The following is a 19310-nucleotide window of genomic DNA, read 5'->3' as shown; positions in this document are numbered from 1 at the left end:
CATCGAACTTTTCGAGTACACCTGCGAGGCTCCGCCATGTCGCCCGTCACCCTGTTATTGCGCCCTCTGCGCAACCTCAGCCGCCGTCTGCTGGACAAATGGGTGGAGCTGCGCGCGGTGGAACCCGACATCAACGCGCTGGACCACAGTGCCCTGAATCTCGACCCCGACCTGCCGGTGGTCTACGTCTTCCCCTATCAGGCGCTCTCCGATGAACTGGTGATCGAGCAGCTTTGCGAGGGGCGTGGCCTGCCGTCTCCCACTCTGCCCTTGAGCATAGGCGACATGCGACTGAGTCACTCGCGGTTGCGCCTGCTGCGTCACTCACGCAAGGGCAAGGGCCTGCTCTCCCGACGACTCGCGCAGCTGATCGAGGCACTGGAGAACGCCCCGGATGAGGTCGAGGTCCAGCTGGTACCGGTCAGCGTGTTCTGGGGGCGTGCGCCGGGCAAGGAATTCGGCTTCTGGAAGTTCATCTCCGCTGACAGCTGGCGTGTCACCGGGGTATTGCGTCGCGCCATCGCCATCCTCGTGCATGGTCGCTCGGTGGATGTGCACTTCGGCCAGCCGCTCAAGCTCCACGAGGTGCTGCGCGAAGGTCCCGAGGATCAGGCGCTGGCGCGCCGGCGCATCGCTCGTCTGCTGCGCGTGCACTTTCGTCGCGTGCGCACCCGACTGCTGGGGCCGGACCTCTCGCATCGCCACACCATGATCCGCAATCTGCAGAAGGCGCCCGCCGTACAGGACGTGATCAGCGAGCTGGCCCGCGACCAGAACCAGCGTCCCGCGCGTCTCGAGAAGCGCGCGTTGAGATACGGCCGCGAGATCGCCTCCAACATGGGCTATCCCGTGCAGCGCTTCCTGGCTCACGCCCTCAAGCGCTTGTGGCACAAGCTGTATGACGGCATCGAGATCCGCGGCATGTCGCGCGTCAAGGCGATCGCCGGGGACTGCGAGCTGATCTATGTGCCCTGCCATCGCAGCCATATCGATTATCTGCTGCTGTCCTACGTGCTGTTCCACGAAGGGCTGATGACGCCGCACGTGGCAGCCGGCAAGAATCTCGACATGCCGGTGATCGGCCCGATCCTCCGGCGTGGAGGCGCCTTCTTCCTGCGCCGCAGCTTCCGTGACAATCGCCTCTATGGCGCGGTCTTCGATGAATATGTCCACCAGCTGATCACCCGCGGGCACCCGGTGGAATACTTCATCGAGGGTGGACGCTCACGCACGGGGCGCATGTTGCCGCCACGTCCGGGCATGCTGGCGATGACGCTACGTTCCTTCCTGCGTGACACGCGCCGCGAGGTCGCCTTCGTCCCGGTCTACATCGGCTACGAGAAGGTCTTCGAGAGCCTCAGCTATCAGCGTGAACTGTCGGGCGCCAGCAAGAAGAAGGAGTCGCCGCTGGATCTGATTCGCGTGCTGGGGCAGCTCAAGCAGCCCTTCGGCAAGGTCTATCTCAACATTGGCGAGCCGCTCAAGCTGGGGGCCTGGCTGGACGAGACCACTCCCGAGTGGCAGGCCAGTCGCCACCAGCGGCGCCCGGAATGGCTGACCAGTGCCGTGCCGCGACTGGGCAACGAGATCGCCACGCGCATCAATGCCGCCGCGGCCCTCAACCCTGTCTCGCTGTCGGCGCTGGTACTGCTTTCCACCGCACACCACGCCATCGAGTCCAGCCTGATGCAGCGCCAGCTGGCCATGCTGGTGCGGCTGGCCGGCAAGCTGCCTGGCCGGCAGGACCACAGCCTGCCCGAAGGCACGCCGGAAGAATGGATCGCGCACTGTGCGCACCTGGGGCTGGTCACCCTACGCCCCCAGCACCTCGGTGAGCTGGTGATCGCCACACCGGAACAGGCCAGCCTGCTGACCTGGTACCGCAACAACGTCCTGCATCTGCTGGCGCTGCCGGCGCTGATCGCCTTCGCCTTCCGCAACACCGCCCAGTACACCCTGCAGGCGCTGGATGAGCAGATCAGCCCGGCCTGGCCCGTACTGGTACGTGAACTGTTCGTGCCGGAAGCCCCGGAGCTGAAAGGCGATATCGCCGCCACCCTCGCGCTGCTCAGCGACGAGGGCCTGCTGGAGCACCAGCCGGCAACCGAGAACACGCCCGAACGCTGGTCGCGTCCGGTCGCAAGCCAGGAATCCTCCGAGCAGCTGCGGCTGCTGGCCCAGCCGGTCCAGCCGACGCTGGAGCGCGGCTACCTGCTGATCGCGGCCTTGCTGCAACACGGCAGCGGCACGCTGGATCGCGAAGCCCTCGAGACCCACTCCGGCGCGCTGGCAGAGCGGCTGACGCTGCTCTCGGGCCTCAACGCGCCCGAGTTCTTCGACAAGCGACTGTTCCGTGGCCTGCTGGATACCCTGCTGGAGCTGGACTTCATCTGGCTGGACGACAACCGTCTGTGCTTCGGCGAAGCGCTGGAAGACCTGCAGACCCGTGGGCGCGACCTGTTCGACCCGGCATTGCGCCATCGCTTGCAGCATGTGCGCCTGCGCGATACGCCGGACACGCCGGACACGCCAGAGGACAATGCTGACTCGGCTGACGAGTCACGTTGACAACGGTGCCACGCCATCCCTTCGCATGAACGACAGGACCCCGCTCGCGGCAGACGCGAGCGGGGTCCTGTCATCTTCAGAGCGGTCATGCACGTCAGGGTGCATCACCCGGCCTTCGCGGCTAGCGCAGCGCCTGCTTGACGTAGACGTCGTAGCGGCTGGTCTTCTCCTCCACCACATGACTCGGCGCGATGCCGCCGATCGGCTCAGCCTTGCGCGGACGCTTGACCACCACCCGATGGGTCGCGACCTCCAGTGCCGAATCCAGCAAGGCCGGCGCATCCGCGTCATCCCCCGCCAGGGCACGGAAGAGTCGCATCTCCTTCTTCACCAGCGCGGACTTGTCACGGTGCGGGTACATCGGATCCAGATGCACCACCTGCGGCGGCTGATCCCACAGCGCGACGAGCTCTCCCAGATCACGCGAGGCATCCCCCTGCAGCGCCTGCATGCGTAGCGCGATCTCGCGTATCTCGTCGTCTGCACAGCCCTGCGCGCGGGTCAGGCCATCGACCAGGATCGCCGCCGTCGCGGCGACACGCTCGATCATCAGCACCGGCGATCCGAGACTGGCCAGCACGAAGGCATCGCGCCCCAGCCCGGCGGTGGCATCGACGATGCTTGGCAGCGCGCCGCGATTCAGGCCACAGGCCCGCGCGATCAGCTGATTGCGTCCCCCGCCGAAACGCCGGCGGTGGTCCGCCCGACCAGCGACGAAATCCACATGCAGCGGTTTGCCGTACTCGCGCTCGTCCCCGGCGATCACGACCCGCGGTACGCCCTGCTCGTCCTGCGCCACCTCGAGCCGCAGAGCCGGCAACGCATCATCGTCCCGGATGGCGATCCCGAAGTGTGCCGCCAGCATGGCGAGCTCCGGATGCACCGCCAGCTGCGAGCGAGCGATGGCGATCACGGGGGTCGCGTCAGCGGCGTCAGAGGAAGGAGCGAGGGGATCGGATGGCAGCATGAACGGGCTCTATGGAAATGAAGAGACGCTGGGACTCGCGAAAGACCAGCACAAAGGCGACATGATAAGCGCAAGCAAGGCTGACAGAAACGCCGACGGCGCCGCAAGAGCGACGCCGTCGGAGAAAGACTGAACTTGCCGTACGCGACTTACAGCAACAGCATGCCGAACAGCAGCACGCCCAGCAGCAGACGGTAGATGACGAAGGGCAACATGCCGATGCTGTCGATGGCCTTGAGGAACAGCTTGATGCACACCAGCGCCGAGACGAAGGACAGCACAACACCCAGTCCGACATCGAACAGCTGGGCTTCACTGCCGGTCTCGATCAGCTCCAGCCCCTTGAGTGAGCCCGCCGCGAGAATCAGCGGAATCGACAGCAGGAAGGAGAAGCGCGCCGCACTCTGACGCTCGAAGCCCAGCAGCAGCGCGGCAGTGATGGTGATGCCCGAACGCGAGGTGCCCGGAATCAGTGCCAATGCCTGGAACAGACCGATGATCAACGCCCCCTTGAGCGTGAGCGTCGCCAGATCCCGCGTGCGCGTGCCCTTGGCATCCGCCCACCACAGCAGCAGACCGAAGACGATGGTGGTCGTGCCGATCACGGCAGTCGAACGCCCGGCCGTTTCCACCACATCGCCCAACAGGCCACCGAAGACGACGGCCGGCAGCGTCGCCAGCAATACCGCCCAGCCCAGACGGCTGTCGTCGGTCTGACGCGCCGCAAGCCCGCCTGAACCGCTGAACTGTCCGAACCAGCCAGCGAGGATATTGACGACATCCTTGCGAAAGGCCATCACCACGGCCAGCAGAGTACCGACATGGACCGCGACATCGAAGGCCAGTCCCTGGTCCGGCCAGCCAAGCACCTGGGAGGGCAGGATCAGGTGAGCGGAGGAGGAAATCGGCAGAAATTCGGTCAGACCTTGAATGACGGCCAACGCCACCACGTGCATGAGTTCCATGAAACATCCTTTTAAGAGTAACGGGCCTCAATGGCCCACACGGACGACAGACATCGCCTGTGGCACTGCGAGGTGCGGTGATGACAGAACGGTTCCCTGTCAGCCGATGCGCGACCGACATCAGGGGCCGCAGTGTGATGCTGAAACCTTACGGCAGCCTTGGCAGACCACCTGACTGACGCGAGAGGATGGCGATCCCTGGCGCCATCAGCGCCATGCCACCTCGTTGCGCAGATAGACAGGCTGCGCCTCGACGGCAGCGACTGCCTCGCCGCGCGCAAAGGCCTGCGCCGCCAGGATGACCATGTCCTCGGCATCCGGCTGCGGTGCCTCCAGGCGCTGCACGATGCTGGCGCGCAAGGCTTCCGGCAGCGCATCGTGCATGACCAGCCCGGAACCGATGGCCAGCCAGTCGTGCTCACGTAGCTCCTGGGGCAACTCCACGAGTCCCGGCGCCACGACCTGCTCGGGCAGCAGCTGGCTGACCTCGACCTCACCTTCGGCGGAGGTCGCCACACGATAGGCGCCGGTGTAAAGCTCGCCCATGCGGGCATCCAGCATCGGCAACACGAAACGGGCGTGGTGATGACGATGGGCCTGCAGCGCCAGCGCCGCCAGGGTCGAGACACCGATCACCGGCACCTCAAGCCCGAAGGCCAGTCCCTGAATGGTGCCAGCCGCGATGCGCAGGCCCGTGAAGGAACCCGGGCCGTGGCCATAGGCCAGCGCGTCCAGATCCTTCAACGTCAGCTGGGCATCTGCCAGCAGCGTCTCGATCATCGGCATCATCAGCTGGGTATGCTGACGGGGAGCTTCACAGCGCTCGGCAGTAACAACGCCGTCCTGCCACAGGGCAACGGAACAGGCGGAGGAGGATGCATCAATGGCCAGAAGCGTGGTCATGGGCGGTTCATCATCAGAAAAATGTGACGCGATTCTACCCGTCCCCCGCTAGCAGCAAAAGACGCAGGGTGTCCACGGCAGGTGTCGGCGCTGTGCGTCAGTCGTGCCACAGGCCGCGAACCTGCGCTGCAGAAGGGGTCTGTCGCAACACGCCATTTCGCTTTCGCGACCAAAGAAAACGCCCGCAGACAAAGCCTGCGGGCGTTTTCAAGGCGCTTGATACCGAAAGAGCACATCATGCGGGCCATGGCGGCGCCATGGTCCTCATGCCGTCTCAGGCAACGCGACTCACTGCTCCAGCGCGCTGACCAGCTGGGCACGAATGTCATCGACGGAGCCGATGCCTTCGATGCGATGGTAGGCCGGTGCCTGGGCATCGCCAGTGGCAGACCAGCTGGAGTAGTACTCGACCAGCGGCTCGGTCTGCTCATGGTAGACGGACAGACGGTTGCGCACCGTGGCTTCACGGTCATCTTCACGCTGGATCAAGGCTTCGCCAGTGACGTCGTCCTTGCCTTCCTCGCGCGGCGGGTTGTACTCGATGTGATAGACACGACCGGAATCCGGGTGCACACGACGACCGGACAGACGCTTGACGATTTCCTCGTCCGCCACGGCGATCTCGACCACGTGGTCCAGCTTCACGCCCGCTTCCTTCATGGCGTCAGCCTGCGGAATGGTACGCGGGAAGCCATCGAACAGGAAGCCGTTCTCGCAGTCGGGCTGGCTGATGCGTTCCTTGACCAGAGCGATGATGATCTCGTCGGACACCAGCCCGCCGGTATTCATGATCTCCTTGACCTTGAGCCCCAGCTCGCTGCCGGCCTTGACCGCTGCACGCAACATGTCTCCGGTGGAAATCTGCGGGATGTTGAAACGCTCGCAGATGAACTGGGCCTGAGTGCCCTTGCCGGCGCCGGGGGCGCCCAACAGGATCAAACGCATCGGTACTGCTCCTTGAGTGTGCAAATGAAAAGCGTGAAACGGGTGTAAATGGGTCATCCGGGCTTGTGTGCCCTGCCCTCGACGGCAGATGGCCATCCGAGGCGCTCTGGCCGCCGAGCGCTCAAGACGACTCGGCTCACGCGCTGACCTGCGCAGTGTCTCCCCATCGACATGACAGTGAAGGAGACAGCCACGGGGCCTCGAGCGGCTTGCGACCAGGATGAAACAGGAAGCGGACCGACTGGTGGCGTGACGAACACTCTCCACGCACTGACGATCTCATTATGTCATCGCTATGCAACGCAAGGGCTGACGATACCGCTCACACGGCCATCGCACAAGCACACCAAAGGCGCGCATGACGCCCCTTGGCACTGTTTTGGCTCATTGATGACGGACGAGGCGATCGGCGCGTGCAGCGCCTCGTGATCCAGCCTCACGATGGCATGACGCCCCCGCGGCACTCGGTCGCAGGGGCGTCATGGCAGGGTTCCACTCATTTCAGGGTTCAGGCGTCATGGCCTGGGGGTCATGACCTCACTCGGCGACCTCTTCCGCCTGGCTGCTGCGACGTAGCCGCACCGCCTTGGCCCGCTTGCCGCGCAGCCGGATGTTGAGCATTTCCACCGCCAGCGAGAAGGCCATCGCCACGTAGATGTAGCCCTTGGGCACATGGACGCCGAAGCCTTCGACCATCAACATCATGCCGACCATGATCAGGAAGGACAGGGCCAGCATCTTGATGGTCGGGTGGCGATCGACGAAATCACCGATCGGCTTGGCCGCCACCATCATGATGCCCACCGAGATGACGATCGCGATGATCATCACCGTCAGATGGTCGACCATGCCCACCGCCGTGATCACCGAATCCAGCGAGAAGACGATATCGATCAACGCGATCTGGACCATGATCGCCATGAAGCTGGCACCGCCCTTCTTCGCGCCCTCTTCCGCCGGGTCCTCACCCTCGAGGTTGGCATGGATCTCATGGGTGCTCTTGCCGAGCAGGAACAGCCCCCCGAAGACCAGGATCAGATCCCGCCCGGAGAAGCTGAAATCCAGCACGCTGAACAACGGTGTCGTCAGTGACATCAGCCACGACAACGACATCAACAGCACGATGCGCATGCCCATCGCCAGGCCGAGACCGATCATGCGGCCACGTTGGCGCTGAGCCTCGGGCAGGCGCGCGACCAGAATCGACAGGAAGATGATGTTGTCGATGCCCAGCACGATCTCAAGCGCGGTCAGGGTCGCCAGAGCCACCCATGCCGAAGGGTCCATCAACCATTCCATTGTCTTGCTCCTTGTGTGTTGCGAGAACCGGCCTTCCCGGGGAGTGCCAGCACGATGCGGCAGATCGCGGCAGGTTGGCGTGAAGCATCGCATGTTGTACAGGGCAGCAACAGCTGTCGCCGCCCTGCCACGCCAACGGACATGCACAAAAAAACGGCCTCCCGAAGGAGGCCGTTCTGTCGACAGGCCATCTGGCACCTGCCCTTGTCATGCAAGGTACGGATCAGAGCAGCAGACGACGCACGTCGGTCAGCACCTGAGCCAGATACGCCGTGAAGCGTGCTGCATCCGCCCCGTTCACCGCCCGGTGATCGTAGGACAGCGACAGCGGCATCATCAGGCGCGGCTGGAAGGCAGCGCCATCCCACACCGGCTTCATCTGCGCCTTGGAGACACCCAGGATGGCGACTTCCGGCGTGTTGACGATCGGCGTGAAGGCAGTACCCCCAATGGAGCCAAGGCTCGAGATGGTGAAACAACCACCGGTCATCTCTTCGCGCTTGAGCTTCTTGGTCTGCGCCTTCTTGGCCAGCTCCACGGATTCGCGGGCCAGCTCCAGCAGGCTCTTCTGATCCGCATTGCGGATCACCGGCACCATCAGGCCGTCCGGCGTATCCACCGCGATACCGATGTGCACGTATTTCTTGTGCACCAGGGTCTCGCCGTCAGACTTGAGGCTGACGTTGAACTGCGGATACTTGGCCAGCGCGTGGGCAGCCGCCTTGATCATGAACGGCAGCGGCGTGAGCTTGGCGCCTGCCGCTTCTGCCTCGGCCTTCATGGACTTGCGGAAGGCCTCGAGCTCGGTGATGTCGGCTTCATCGAACTGGGTCACGTGCGGGACGTTGAGCCAGCTGCGATGCAGGTTGGTGGCGCCCGCCTTCATCAGGCGGCCCATCTTCGACTCTTCGATCTCACCGAACTGGCTGAAGTCCTGATCCGGCACCTGCGGGATACCGGCACCGCCGGTGGCCTGCGCGGCAGGGGCTGCCGGTGCGGACTTGGCCTTCTGCATCATCTGCTTGACGTAGGCCTGGACATCTTCCTTCACCACACGGCCCTTCGGACCGCTGCCGGAGACGTCCGCAAGGTCGACACCGAACTCACGCGCCAGCAGGCGAACCGCAGGCCCTGCGTGGACCTTGGCACCCTTGCTCGGCTTGTGGGCCGCCATCTGGGCTTCCGGGCTCGGCGTACCGGCCGGTGTCGGCTCAGGCTTCTGCTCGGCCTTGTCTGCCTTGGGCGCGGCCGGAGCCTCCGCCTTGGCAGCCTTCGGCGCAGGCTTGGCACCGGCGACCTCGAGGTAACCGATCAGGTCGCCCTCGGACACGGTGTCGCCTTCCTTGACGGAAAGCTCCACCACCTTGCCCTTGTAGGGGCTCGGGATGTCCATGGTCGCCTTGTCGGATTCCAGCGTGATCAGCGCGTCTTCCTCGTTGACCTCATCACCGACGGCCACGGCCATCTCGATGATCGGCACGCTGTCGCTGCCGGAGAGATCCGGGACACGCAATTCCTTGCGCTCCGGCTCACCGGAGGCCTGCTCTTCTTCGGCTGGCGCTTCAGTTGCCTGCTCTTCAGACGCTTGTTCTGCCGGGGCTGACTCGGTAGAGGCCGCATCGTTGGAGGAGGCACTGTCACCGCCTTCACCGGCGATTTCCATCTGACCGATGACATCACCGGACGCGACGTTGTCGCCTTCCTTGACGGTCAGCTTGACGATCTTGCCCTTGTGCGGGCTCGGGACGTCCATGCTGGCCTTGTCGGACTCCAGCGTGATCAGCGCATCCTCGGCGTCGACTTCGTCGCCTTCGGAGACCGCCATCTCGATGATCGGCACGGCCTCTGAGTCGCCCAGGTCCGGCACGACGATGTCGACGGTCCGGGTACCACCGGAAGCGGCCTTCGGTGCAGCAGCGGCCTCTTTCGGCGCCTGCTGCTCAGACGCTTCCTGCTTGGGAGCCTCTTCCTTCGGCGCTTCCTGCTCGTCAGAAGCGTCAGAGGAGGTGTCACCACCGCCTTCCGCTTCCAGCTCCAGGATGTCGTCGCCTTCGGAGACGGTGTCGCCTTCCTTGACGAGAATCTTCACCACCTTGCCGCCCTTCGGTGCCGGCACATCCATGCTGGCCTTGTCGGACTCAAGAGTGATCATGGTGTCTTCGGCGGAGATGACATCTCCGACCGCCACCGGTATCTCGATGATCTCGACATCGGAACTACCGCCAATGTCGGGAACCTTGATGATTTCGCTGCTCAAGATCGTGCTCCTTCCAAAACGTGCACGGGGAGCGACACCCGAATCACCTTCGCATCATCTTGATGTCGAGGATGGAGTGCCGCTCGCCTGTTCCGCGATCTCCGCTCAGACGCTCAGCGGATTCGGCTTGTTGGGGTCGATGCCGTAGGTCTTGATCGCTTCCGCGACCACCTTGCGGTCGATCTCACCACGATCCGCCAGCGCCTTCAGGGCCTGGACGGTGACGAAGTTGCGGTCGACTTCGAAGAAGTGACGCAGCTTCTCGCGGGTATCGGAACGACCGAAACCATCGGTACCGAGCACGTGATAGTCAGCCGGCACCCAGGCGCGAACCTGGTCAGCAAACAGCTTCATGTAGTCAGTGGCCGCCACGACCGGGCCGTCACGTCCTTCCAGGCACTGGGTGATGTGCGGCTTGGCCGGGGTCTCTTCCGGCTTGAGGAAGGCCTGACGATCCAGTTCCAGCGCTTCGCGACGCAGCTCGTTGAAGCTGGTGACGCTCCAGATGTCGGCATCGACACCGTAGTCGTCCTTCAGCATCACGGCAGCGGCTTCGACTTCACGCAGGATGGTGCCGGAACCCAGCAGCTGAACGCGTGCCTTGCCGTCCTTCGCGCCTTCCTTGAGCAGGTACATGCCCTTGATGATGTCGTCTGCGGGCACCGTTTCAAGCTCCGGCTGCTCGTAGTTCTCGTTCATCACCGCCAGGTAGTAGAAGACCGGCTCGTGCTGCTCGAACATGCGCTTCATGCCGTCCTGCACGATGACCGCCACTTCGTGAGCGTAGGTGGGGTCGTAGGTGCGGCAGTTCGGGATGGTCGAGGCCAGGATATGGCTGTGGCCATCCTGGTGCTGCAGACCTTCACCGTTCAGGGTAGTACGCCCGGCGGTCCCGCCGACCAGGAAGCCACGTGCCTGCAGATCGCCCGCGGCCCACGCCAGATCACCGATGCGCTGGAAGCCGAACATCGAGTAGTAGACGTAGAACGGCATCAGCGGCAGGTTGTGGTTGGCGTAGGACGTTGCCGCCGCCACCCACGCGGACATGGCGCCCGCTTCGGAGATACCTTCCTCGAGAACCTGACCTTTCTGGTCCTCGCGGTAATACATGATCTGACCCTTGTCGACCGGCTCGTACTTCTGGCCTGCCGCGGTGTAGATGCCCAGCTGACGGAACATGCCTTCCATGCCGAAGGTACGCGCTTCGTCAGGAATGATCGGCACGACACGCTCGCCGAGGGTCTTGTGCTTGACCAGACCGTTGAGCACGCGCACGAAGGCCATGGTGGTGGACACTTCGCGGCCGTTGGAGCCCTTGAGCTGGGACGCGAAGATCTTGTCGTCCAGCGGCGGGATTTCCAGCGTTTCATACTCGGTGCGACGCTGCGGCAGGTAGCCGTTGAGACGTTCGCGCATGAGGTGCATGTACTTCATTTCCGGGCTGTCGTCCGCCGGCTTGTAGTACGGCACTTCCTCGAGCTGCTCGTCGGTCAGCGGGATACCGAAGCGATCACGGAAGGTCTTGAGCGCTTCGTGCTCCATGGTCTTGACCTGGTGGGCTTCGTTGGCCGCTTCGCCATCGCCCATGCCCATGCCGTAACCCTTGACGGTGTGCGCCAGGATGACGGTCGGACGACCATTGGCGTTGTTGACCGCCTCGTGATACGCCGCGTAGACCTTGTACGGGTCGTGGCCACCACGGTTCAGACGCCAGATGTCGTCGTCTGACATGTCCTTGACCAGATCGGCCGTCTCCGGGTACTTGCCGAAGAAGTGCTCACGCGTGTACGCGCCGCCATTGGCCTTGTAGTTCTGGTAGTCGCCGTCGACCGCCTCGTCCATGCGCTTCTGCAGGATGCCTTTCTTGTCCTGCTCGAACAGCGGATCCCAGAAGCGACCCCAGGTGACCTTGAGCACGTTCCAGTCGGCACCACGGAAGACGCCTTCCAGCTCGTCCATGATGCGGCCGTTGCCGCGCACCGGACCATCAAGACGCTGCAGGTTGCAGTTGATGACGAAGATCAGGTTGTCGAGGTTCTCGCGACCCGCCAGCGAGATGGCACCCAGGGATTCCGGCTCGTCACACTCGCCGTCACCCATGAAGCACCACACCTTGCGGTCGTACATGGACTTCAACTCACGCGAGTTGAGGTACTTCATGACGTGCGCCTGGTAGATCGCCTGGATCGGGCCCAGACCCATGGAGACGGTCGGGAACTGCCAGTAATCCGGCATCAGCCACGGGTGCGGATAGGAGGACAGGCCATTGCCGTCGACTTCCTGACGGAAGCTGTCCATCTGCTCCTGGCTGAGACGACCTTCCAGGAAGGAACGTGCATAGATACCCGGTGCCACGTGGCCCTGGATATACAGCAGGTCACCTTCGAAATCGCCTTCCGGTGCACGGAAGAAGTGGTTGAAACCTACATCATAAAGCGTCGCACTGGACATGAAGCTCGAGATGTGACCGCCCAGGCCCTTGTGGGCACGGTTGTTGCGGATCACCTGAGCGATGGCGTTGTAGCGGATAAGCGAACGGATACGACGCTCCATGAACAGGTCGCCCGGCATGCGCGCTTCGCGGTGCACGGGGATACTGTTGCGATGGGGCGTGGTCACCGAGAAGGGTACTTGATGGCCATCACGACGCAGGCGGTCGGCCAGGCGTGACATCAGGTACTGGGCACGATCCTCACCCTCACGATCCAGAACCGATTCCAGGGAGTCCAACCATTCCGTGGTTTCGATCGGATCGAGATCTTCTCTTGCCTCCAGACTCATAGACGTCTCTCCGAGTGAAGAAATTTTTTGTCAGTTGTTCCGACGAAATGCTACATCGGAACCAGTGGCGCTCTTCAGTGTGGGCACAGCCTTCTGAGTGGGCCGCGTCTCCGATAAAACCGCGGCAACCGGAGACTCCGGCTGCCAGATGCGTTGTGCTTCGTGCGTCAAAGCAGGGCACAAGATGCAGTCATTTGGCGTGAAAGATACCGCAAACACCCCCCCGTGCCAATTCGGTGCGCATGGCCGCGCAGCCGTGCGCCATGGACTGGCACCGCCGTGGCCGTGCGGGTCTCGGCCAGTGCCGAGCGGGATTTCCCGCCGCATGCCAGCCGTCGCCTGGAGCACGTCTTGTAATAAAACTACCAACGCGCCCCGTGGCTACGCTCCCTGACCGGAATCCGGCACCTGCATGCTGCATTGCACCATCGCGAGGCACTTGCGACCTTAGTCCTGAATGTCGTCCAGCAGGCGATCGAAGTAAGCCCAGTCAAAGGCGGGACCAGGATCCGTCTTGCGCAACGGCGCAATCCGCGCATGCGAGGTGATGCGCTCACGGGTCAGCGCCGGGTAGCGGGCCATCAGGCCGGCGACCGTCCGTGCCAGCGTCCGGTACTGCACCTCGCGGTAGGGGTGCACCTCATCGCCCTCTAGCTCGATGCCGATGCTGAAGTCATTGAGCTCCACGCGCTCACGCGCTCCGTCATGCCAGCGCGACCGCCCCGCATGCCAGGCACGACGATCGAAGGGCACGAACTGCACCAGACGACCATCACGCTGGATCAGCACATGCGCCGAGACGCGCAGATGATGGATGTCGGCAAAGTAGGGATGGGCACCGGGGTCGAGCTGATTGGTGAACAGCTGCTCGATGGCCGGCCCCCCGAAGCGCCCCGGTGGCAGGCTGATGGAATGCAGCACCAATGCCGACACTTCGCCCTCGGGACGCGCATTGTGGTTGGGCGACGGCACCTGACGGGCATTTTCCAGCCAGTGCTCAGGGGTGACGGCCAGTCGCGCCAGCTGGCCCGACCATGGGGAGGAAGACGAGGGGGGCATCGATGACTCCAGACGGGAACGACATTGCACGCGGGGCGTGAGTTTCATGACGGCCTGATCGTGATCCTGCCGGCCCGGTGCACCGTCAGGCGAGATATCGCACCGGTATCGCACACAGGGACTGACCGCCCGCGCGGCTTTTCCTATAATGGCGCACATTATGGCATGCTCGGCAGCCATGGGTCTGTGTCGGGGGGCTTCCTGCGGCGCGATACCAGCTCCGGCAGCACTTCTTGCACAAGGATCAGACGCGCATGAACTTCCACGACGCCCTCGCCGAGGATATCCGCACCAGCGCCGCCCGCCTGCTCGCCGAAGATGTTGGCGGTGGCGACATCACCGCCGAGCTGATTCCCGAAAGACAGTGGGCCAAGGCCCGGGTGATCAGCCGTGAGGCGGCCATTCTGTGCGGCGTGCCCTGGGTGGATGAGCTCTTTCGTCGCCTCGACTCGCGTGTCAGTCTCAAGTGGCTGGCCAGCGATGGTGACCGACTCGAGGCCGACACGCCCTTCCTTGAGCTGGAAGGCCCCGCTCGCTCGCTGCTGACCGGAGAGCGCGCAGCACTCAATCTGCTGCAGACGCTGTCCGGTACCGCGACCCGCGCCCACCACTACGCTTCACTCGTGGAAGGCAGCGGCGTGCGTCTGCTGGATACCCGCAAGACGCTGCCCGGCATGCGAGTGTCCCAGAAATACGCCGTCAGCTGCGGGGGCGGCCACAATCATCGCATCGGCCTGTATGACGCCTTCCTGATCAAGGAAAACCATATCGCCGCCTGTGGCAGCATCGCGGCCGCCGTCCGTGAGGCACGCGATATCGCCTCGGACCTGACCTGCGAAGTGGAAGTCGAGAATTTCGCGGAGCTGGAACAGGCGCTGGATGCTGGTGCCGACGTCATCATGCTCGACAACTTCAACAACGATCAGCTCATCGAGGCCGTCGCGCGCAACAAGGCGCATGCCAAGCCAGCCGTGCTGGAAGCCTCGGGCAACGTCAACGAGAGCACCCTGGCCGGCATCGCCGCCACCGGCGTGGATTGCATCTCGATCGGCGCGCTGACCAAGGACGTGACGGCCATCGACCTGTCGATGCGCATCTACACTGTCGAGACCCGCTAGCCAGATGACAGGTGAGTGTCTTCCTGCTGGTCAGCTCCTGTCCTGCTGATGTCACCGGTGACGCCGGTCCATCTTCACGACGCCTTGCCATACCGCCAGGGAGGCGCCCCATGTCCTCGCCATCTCCTCATCAGCGTCCGCCTGCCGCCTCCACGGTGTCAGGCGGACGCTGGCAGACCCGCCGCTGGAGCCTCTACGCACCGATCTACGACCGCGTGGCAGCGCGTGCCCTGCGCTCGGCACGCCGAGACGCCATCGCGACACTGGACCTGAAAGCCGGGACTCGCGTGCTGCTGCTCGGCGGCGGTACCGGGCTCGACCTGCCCTTCCTGCCCCGTGACATCGAACTCGAGGTGGTCGATGCCTCGCCTGCCATGCTGCGCCGCTGCCGCGAGCGCGCCGAGGCGCTGGGCTTCGATGCCAACGTCAAGCTGGGCGATGCCATGGCACTCGACTTTCCCGATGGCCACTTTGACGTCGTGATCGCCCACCTGATCTTCGCGGTCGTGCCAGAACCGCAGACAGCCTTCGATGAAGCATTGCGCGTGCTGGCATCGGACGGCGAGATGTCCCTGCTCGACAAGGGCTTGCGCGGTCAGCAGCCAGCCGGGGTGATCCGGCGGCTGCTCAATCCGCTGGCCCGCCTGCTGGCCACCAATCTCAGCGTGCCTCTCGATGGCCTGCTGGAAGGGCATGCCATACAGCGCATGGAAGACCGCGACCTCGGGCCTGGCGGCCTGTTGCGTCACATGCACCTTCGCAAGATCTGATCCGCACCGGCGCTGCCCCTTGCATTGCGCGCCCGGCACCGCCACGCAACAAGGACATCCAGATGACAGCAGCGAGCCGATTCGTGACCGTTGTCCCGGCACTCACCCAGGTGCCAGGCCATCGTGTGCGAACGCCGTCGCTTGCCGTGAAGGAGGTTGCATGCAGATTGATCTACACGGACGCAGCGCCATCATCAGTGGTTCCACCGCCGGCATCGGCCTTGCCATCGCGACGGGACTCGCCCGCGCGGGTGCCAGCGTCACCCTGACCGGCCGTACCCAGGCACGTGTCGATGACGCCATCGCCCAGCTCAAGCGTGATGTCCCTGACAGCAAGGTACAGGGCGTGGCCGCGGACCTGGGCTCGCGCGAAGGCTGCGACACGCTGATCCAGACCGTCCCGGACACCGACATCCTGATCAACAATGTCGGCATCTTCGCCCCACAGGACTTCTTCGAGACCGACGACGACACCTGGGAGCAGTTCTTCCAGGTCAACGTGATGTCGGCGGTACGCCTGTCCCGCCACTATGCGCGCGGCATGAAGGAGCGCGACTGGGGGCGCATCCAGTTCCTGTCCAGCGAGTCGGCGCTCAACATCCCCAGCGAGATGGTCCATTACGGCATGACCAAGTCCGCCGTCCAGTCCGTCTCACGCGGGCTCGCCAAGGTGCTGTCCGGCACGCAGGTCACCGTCAACGCCATCCTGCCGGGGCCGACCCGCTCCGAGGGCGTGCTCGAGATGCTCAAGAAGAACGCCGAGGAGCAAGGCAGGACGCTTGAGGAGGTCGAGGCTGACTTCGTCCAGCAGACCCGCCCCACCTCCATCCTCCAGCGCATGGCAAGCCCCGAGGAAGTCGCCAACATGAGCGTCTACGCGGCCTCCGAGCAGGCCAGTGCCACGACAGGTGCCGCGCTGCGGGTGGAAGGCGGTATCGTCGATACCATGGCCTGATCGCCAGCCAGGTCCGTTACCCTGTCGAACGCAAGACGCCCCCACCGGGTGACCGGTGGGGGCGTCTTCATGTCCGATATCACCGTGACGCACGCGTCACTCGTCGAGACGTTTCTCGAAGCGCTCGCGCTTGAGGCAGATGCCGCCTCGCTTGACGTGCTCAAGCCCCAGACTCTCCCAGCCGCGGCGTGCAAGCCCTGGCGACAGCATCAGACTGGCCTCCAGACTCACCACCCGCACCTTGCGTCGGCGAAGGTCCTGTTCGGCCTCCTCCAGCAAGCGGGTGCCTATCCCCTGCCCGGTCAGCCCCGGGTAGACGTAGAGCATCTCGATCCGGGCCAGCGGCCATTCAGGGGCATACTCGCAGAAGGCGATGCAGCGCCCGTCCCGTTCGGCCACCAGCACTTCGAAGCGATGCTGGCGCGCCGCCCAGCGCTCGGCATCCCTGGGCACACGGGACGCCCATTGCTGGCGTTGCGCCAGATCATAGTGACTGGCCGCCCCCTGCATCACGGCCTGATAGAACACCTCGGCCTGATCCGCGGCGTGGCGCGGCTGCGCGGTCACGATGCTGATGCGCGAGGCTGCTGCGCGGCTATCGGTCTGGCTGTGCAATCGTAGGTCCTCCTTGTGCCCCGGGACGGGGCGATTCGCTTTCGGGAATGCGGCTGACTCGCGGTGGCTCAGAGGGTGTCGAGAGACGTCTGATCAGCGACTGCCTCTCACCCGCTGAAGGACACTTCATCGAAGCGACTGGCCTGAGGGTGATCCCCCGTGACCATGCCGGGCTCACGGACCAGCTGCCAGGTCTGGAAGCCGGCGGCCGCGGCGGCATCGAGCTCAGCCACCACATCGGACAGAAACAGGATCTCGGCACCCGGCAGGCCCAGATGCGCGGCAATCCGACGATAACTCTCGGCCTCCTGCTTCGGCCCTGTCGTGGTATCGAAGTAGCCCGCGAACAGCGGTGTGAGATCCCCGGCATCCGAGTGACCGAACAGCAGCTTCTGCGCCTGGATCGAGCCTGAAGAATAGACATGCAGGGACAGCCCGCGTTCCTTCCAGTCACGCAATCCCTTCACGGCATCGGGATACACATGGCCGGTGAAGTCGCCGTCCGCGTAGCCCTTCGCCCAGACCATGCCTTGCAGGGCCTTGAGTGGCGTGGCCTTGCGATCGGCATCGATCCAGCCTTCCAGGATGCCGATCACGGTTTCGAGGTCCGCCTCGGGCGCCTCGGCCAGCTCACGGGTGGCTGCCAGCTGCTCGGCGACATCATCGCGCTCGGCATTGGCGCGCAGGAAATCGCCCAGATTGGCGCGCGCATAGGGGAACAGCACCTGATGCACGAAGCGAATCGAGCCGGTGGTGCCCTCGATGTCAGTGACGATGGCGCGAATCATGCGGACTCCTGGGAATGCGGGGCGGCAGTCTGGGTGAAGTGTTCCGCCAGCGCTTCATGACGCGGGAAGCGGGCGGCGATGTCGTTGTCGGTGAAGTTGGCGACCCAGCCCTCCGGATTGGTGAACAGGCGGATGGCGGTGAAGTCCGGCGTCGGTCCCATGTCGAACCAGTGCGCGGTACCGGCCGGCACGGCGATCAGGTCATCCTTCTCGCAACCGACCGCCAGCACCCGCTCACCCAGATGCAGGTAGAAGATGCCGCTGCCGCGCACGAAGAAGCGCACCTCGTGCTCCGCGTGGCGATGCTCATCGAGGAACTTGCCCCGCAGCGCTTCCCGCTCGGGGTGATCCGGCGTCAGACCGATCACGTCGGCGGTCACGAAGCCGTTTTCCAGCTTGAGACGCGCGACATCGTCGGCGTAGGCCGCCAGCACCTGAGCCTGGTCGGTGGGATCACGCAACTCGCAGCCCGCCGTCCAGCGCTCGAAGCGGATGCCTTCGGCCTCGAGTTCGCTGGCGATCCGCGCGCCATCGGTCGTGATCAACTGCGGACGCGAGGCGTCCTGTTCGGCGTAGATGGCCAGAAAGCTCATCGCTGTCTCCTCAGTTCCAGTTCACAGCCCATCAGGAAATCGAGCGCTTCGACATGCCGGCGGCAGGCCGTCATGCTGCTGGCCCAGGTATAGAGGCCATGACCACGAATCAGGTAGCCATGCAGGCCGGCATCCGCCTTGAGGCGGGCCCGCACGTCCAGCGCCAGTGCATCGATGTCCTGAGTATTGTCGAACACCGCCAGACGTACTGGCGTCTCATGGCTCTTGATACCTTCCAGGGCCTTGTTGAGCTCGAAGCCCTCCAGGTTCAGGGTGTCGCCCTCATGACACAGCGACAGCACGGTGGCGGCCCTGGAGTGGGTATGCAGAATCGCCTGCGCCTGCGGCAGATCCTCGTAGAGCTGGCCATGCAGGCGTGCCTCGTCCGAGGCCTTGCGTGATGTGCCCAGCAACCTGACGGCGAAATCGCTGACCAGGATATCGCCACTGGTCAGGCGGCCCTTGTGGCAGCCCGAGGCAGTCACCGCCATCAGGCGATCACTGAGGCGACAGGAGAAGTTGCCGCCCGTGGCGGGCACCTGACCGGCAGCGTCCAGTGCGCGCCCGGCCTCGATCAACTGCTGGCTCGCATGCGCCAGATGATCAAGATCCAGCGTCGGCTGCAGGCCATCGGCGGTGGCGGCAATGGCGATGGGGTCTGACATGGTCTGATTGGCCCTCAAGAATCGCGTGGAGCGCTCTCGCTCCGACGCCAGCATCACGACTC

16 protein-coding genes are annotated in these 19310 nt (G+C 64.1%); 4 read left to right on the top strand and 12 right to left on the bottom strand.

Translation table 11 applies throughout. From position 1 onward, the window contains the following. Positions 1-36 precede the first annotated feature (36 nt). On the top strand, positions 37-2568 hold the full coding sequence (gene plsB, locus BFX80_RS02525; RefSeq protein ID WP_084207889.1) for a glycerol-3-phosphate 1-O-acyltransferase PlsB: 2532 nt from the start codon (positions 37-39) through the stop codon (positions 2566-2568). A 121-nt stretch (positions 2569-2689) separates the two neighbouring features. Here plsB and BFX80_RS02520 read toward each other — a convergent pair whose 3' ends face one another. The 8 genes from BFX80_RS02520 to ampD all read right to left on the bottom strand — a co-directional run bounded on the left by BFX80_RS02520 (position 2690) and on the right by ampD (position 13744). Beyond that, the gene (locus BFX80_RS02520; protein WP_084209594.1) at positions 2690-3433 is read right to left on the bottom strand and encodes a class I SAM-dependent methyltransferase; all 744 of its coding nucleotides are present in this window, start codon (positions 3431-3433) and stop codon (positions 2690-2692) included. 251 nt (positions 3434-3684) lie between these two features. Beyond that, positions 3685-4500: an undecaprenyl-diphosphate phosphatase gene (locus tag BFX80_RS02515; RefSeq protein WP_077380138.1), complete on the bottom strand. Its 816-nt coding sequence runs from the start codon at positions 4498-4500 to the stop codon at positions 3685-3687. Between the two features lie 207 nt (positions 4501-4707). Next, positions 4708-5403, bottom strand: a complete 696-nt coding sequence (tsaB, locus tag BFX80_RS02510; protein WP_077380140.1) for a tRNA (adenosine(37)-N6)-threonylcarbamoyltransferase complex dimerization subunit type 1 TsaB — start codon at positions 5401-5403, stop codon at positions 4708-4710. 288 nt (positions 5404-5691) lie between these two features. Further along, a complete protein-coding gene (gene adk / locus BFX80_RS02505) occupies positions 5692-6348 on the bottom strand; it encodes an adenylate kinase (RefSeq protein ID WP_077380142.1) in 657 nt (218 codons plus the stop codon). Positions 6349-6885: 537 nt separating this feature from the next. Next, the gene (locus BFX80_RS02500) at positions 6886-7647 is read right to left on the bottom strand and encodes a TerC family protein (RefSeq protein ID WP_077380144.1); all 762 of its coding nucleotides are present in this window, start codon (positions 7645-7647) and stop codon (positions 6886-6888) included. A gap of 223 nt (positions 7648-7870) precedes the next feature. After that, a complete protein-coding gene (aceF, locus tag BFX80_RS02495) occupies positions 7871-9904 on the bottom strand; it encodes a pyruvate dehydrogenase complex dihydrolipoyllysine-residue acetyltransferase (RefSeq protein ID WP_084207888.1) in 2034 nt (677 codons plus the stop codon). 105 nt (positions 9905-10009) lie between these two features. Continuing rightward, a complete protein-coding gene (aceE, locus tag BFX80_RS02490; protein WP_077380148.1) occupies positions 10010-12685 on the bottom strand; it encodes a pyruvate dehydrogenase (acetyl-transferring), homodimeric type in 2676 nt (891 codons plus the stop codon). 447 nt (positions 12686-13132) lie between these two features. Then, a complete protein-coding gene (ampD, locus tag BFX80_RS02485; RefSeq protein WP_084207887.1) occupies positions 13133-13744 on the bottom strand; it encodes a 1,6-anhydro-N-acetylmuramyl-L-alanine amidase AmpD in 612 nt (203 codons plus the stop codon). 254 nt (positions 13745-13998) lie between these two features. Here ampD and nadC point away from each other — a divergent pair, with 254 nt between their 5' ends. The 3 genes from nadC (at position 13999) to BFX80_RS02470 (ending at position 16587) form a co-directional block, all read left to right on the top strand. Continuing rightward, positions 13999-14862 (top strand): carboxylating nicotinate-nucleotide diphosphorylase, encoded by an 864-nt coding sequence (nadC, locus tag BFX80_RS02480; protein WP_084207886.1) that lies wholly within the window; start codon positions 13999-14001, stop codon positions 14860-14862. 110 nt (positions 14863-14972) lie between these two features. After that, the gene (locus BFX80_RS02475) at positions 14973-15632 is read left to right on the top strand and encodes a class I SAM-dependent methyltransferase (protein WP_084207885.1); all 660 of its coding nucleotides are present in this window, start codon (positions 14973-14975) and stop codon (positions 15630-15632) included. A 160-nt stretch (positions 15633-15792) separates the two neighbouring features. Continuing rightward, positions 15793-16587 (top strand): SDR family NAD(P)-dependent oxidoreductase, encoded by a 795-nt coding sequence (locus tag BFX80_RS02470; RefSeq protein WP_077380156.1) that lies wholly within the window; start codon positions 15793-15795, stop codon positions 16585-16587. A 96-nt stretch (positions 16588-16683) separates the two neighbouring features. Here the strand turns inward: BFX80_RS02470 and BFX80_RS02465 are convergent, their stop codons facing one another. The 4 genes from BFX80_RS02465 to BFX80_RS02450 form a co-directional block, all read right to left on the bottom strand. Then, positions 16684-17202 carry a GNAT family N-acetyltransferase gene (locus BFX80_RS02465; protein ID WP_240499645.1) on the bottom strand — a complete coding sequence of 173 codons (519 nt, stop codon included), beginning with the start codon at positions 17200-17202 and terminating at the stop codon, positions 16684-16686. A gap of 107 nt (positions 17203-17309) precedes the next feature. Further along, entirely contained in the window at positions 17310-17990 is a 681-nt protein-coding gene (gene mtnC, locus BFX80_RS02460) for an acireductone synthase (protein ID WP_084207884.1), read from the bottom strand. Next, a complete protein-coding gene (locus BFX80_RS02455) occupies positions 17987-18583 on the bottom strand; it encodes a 1,2-dihydroxy-3-keto-5-methylthiopentene dioxygenase (protein WP_077380160.1) in 597 nt (198 codons plus the stop codon). The genes mtnC and BFX80_RS02455 overlap by 4 nt, the downstream gene beginning before the upstream one ends. Then, a complete protein-coding gene (locus tag BFX80_RS02450) occupies positions 18580-19248 on the bottom strand; it encodes a methylthioribulose 1-phosphate dehydratase (RefSeq protein ID WP_084209593.1) in 669 nt (222 codons plus the stop codon). Before BFX80_RS02450 ends, BFX80_RS02455 begins: the two co-directional genes overlap by 4 nt. Between the last annotated feature and the right edge of the window lie 62 nt (positions 19249-19310).

Source organism: Cobetia marina (assembly GCF_001720485.1).
Classification (GTDB): Bacteria; Pseudomonadota; Gammaproteobacteria; order Pseudomonadales; family Halomonadaceae; genus Cobetia; species Cobetia marina.
The sequence above is the reverse complement of the archived record's forward strand: the minus strand, read 5'-3'. Positions and strand labels throughout refer to the sequence as shown.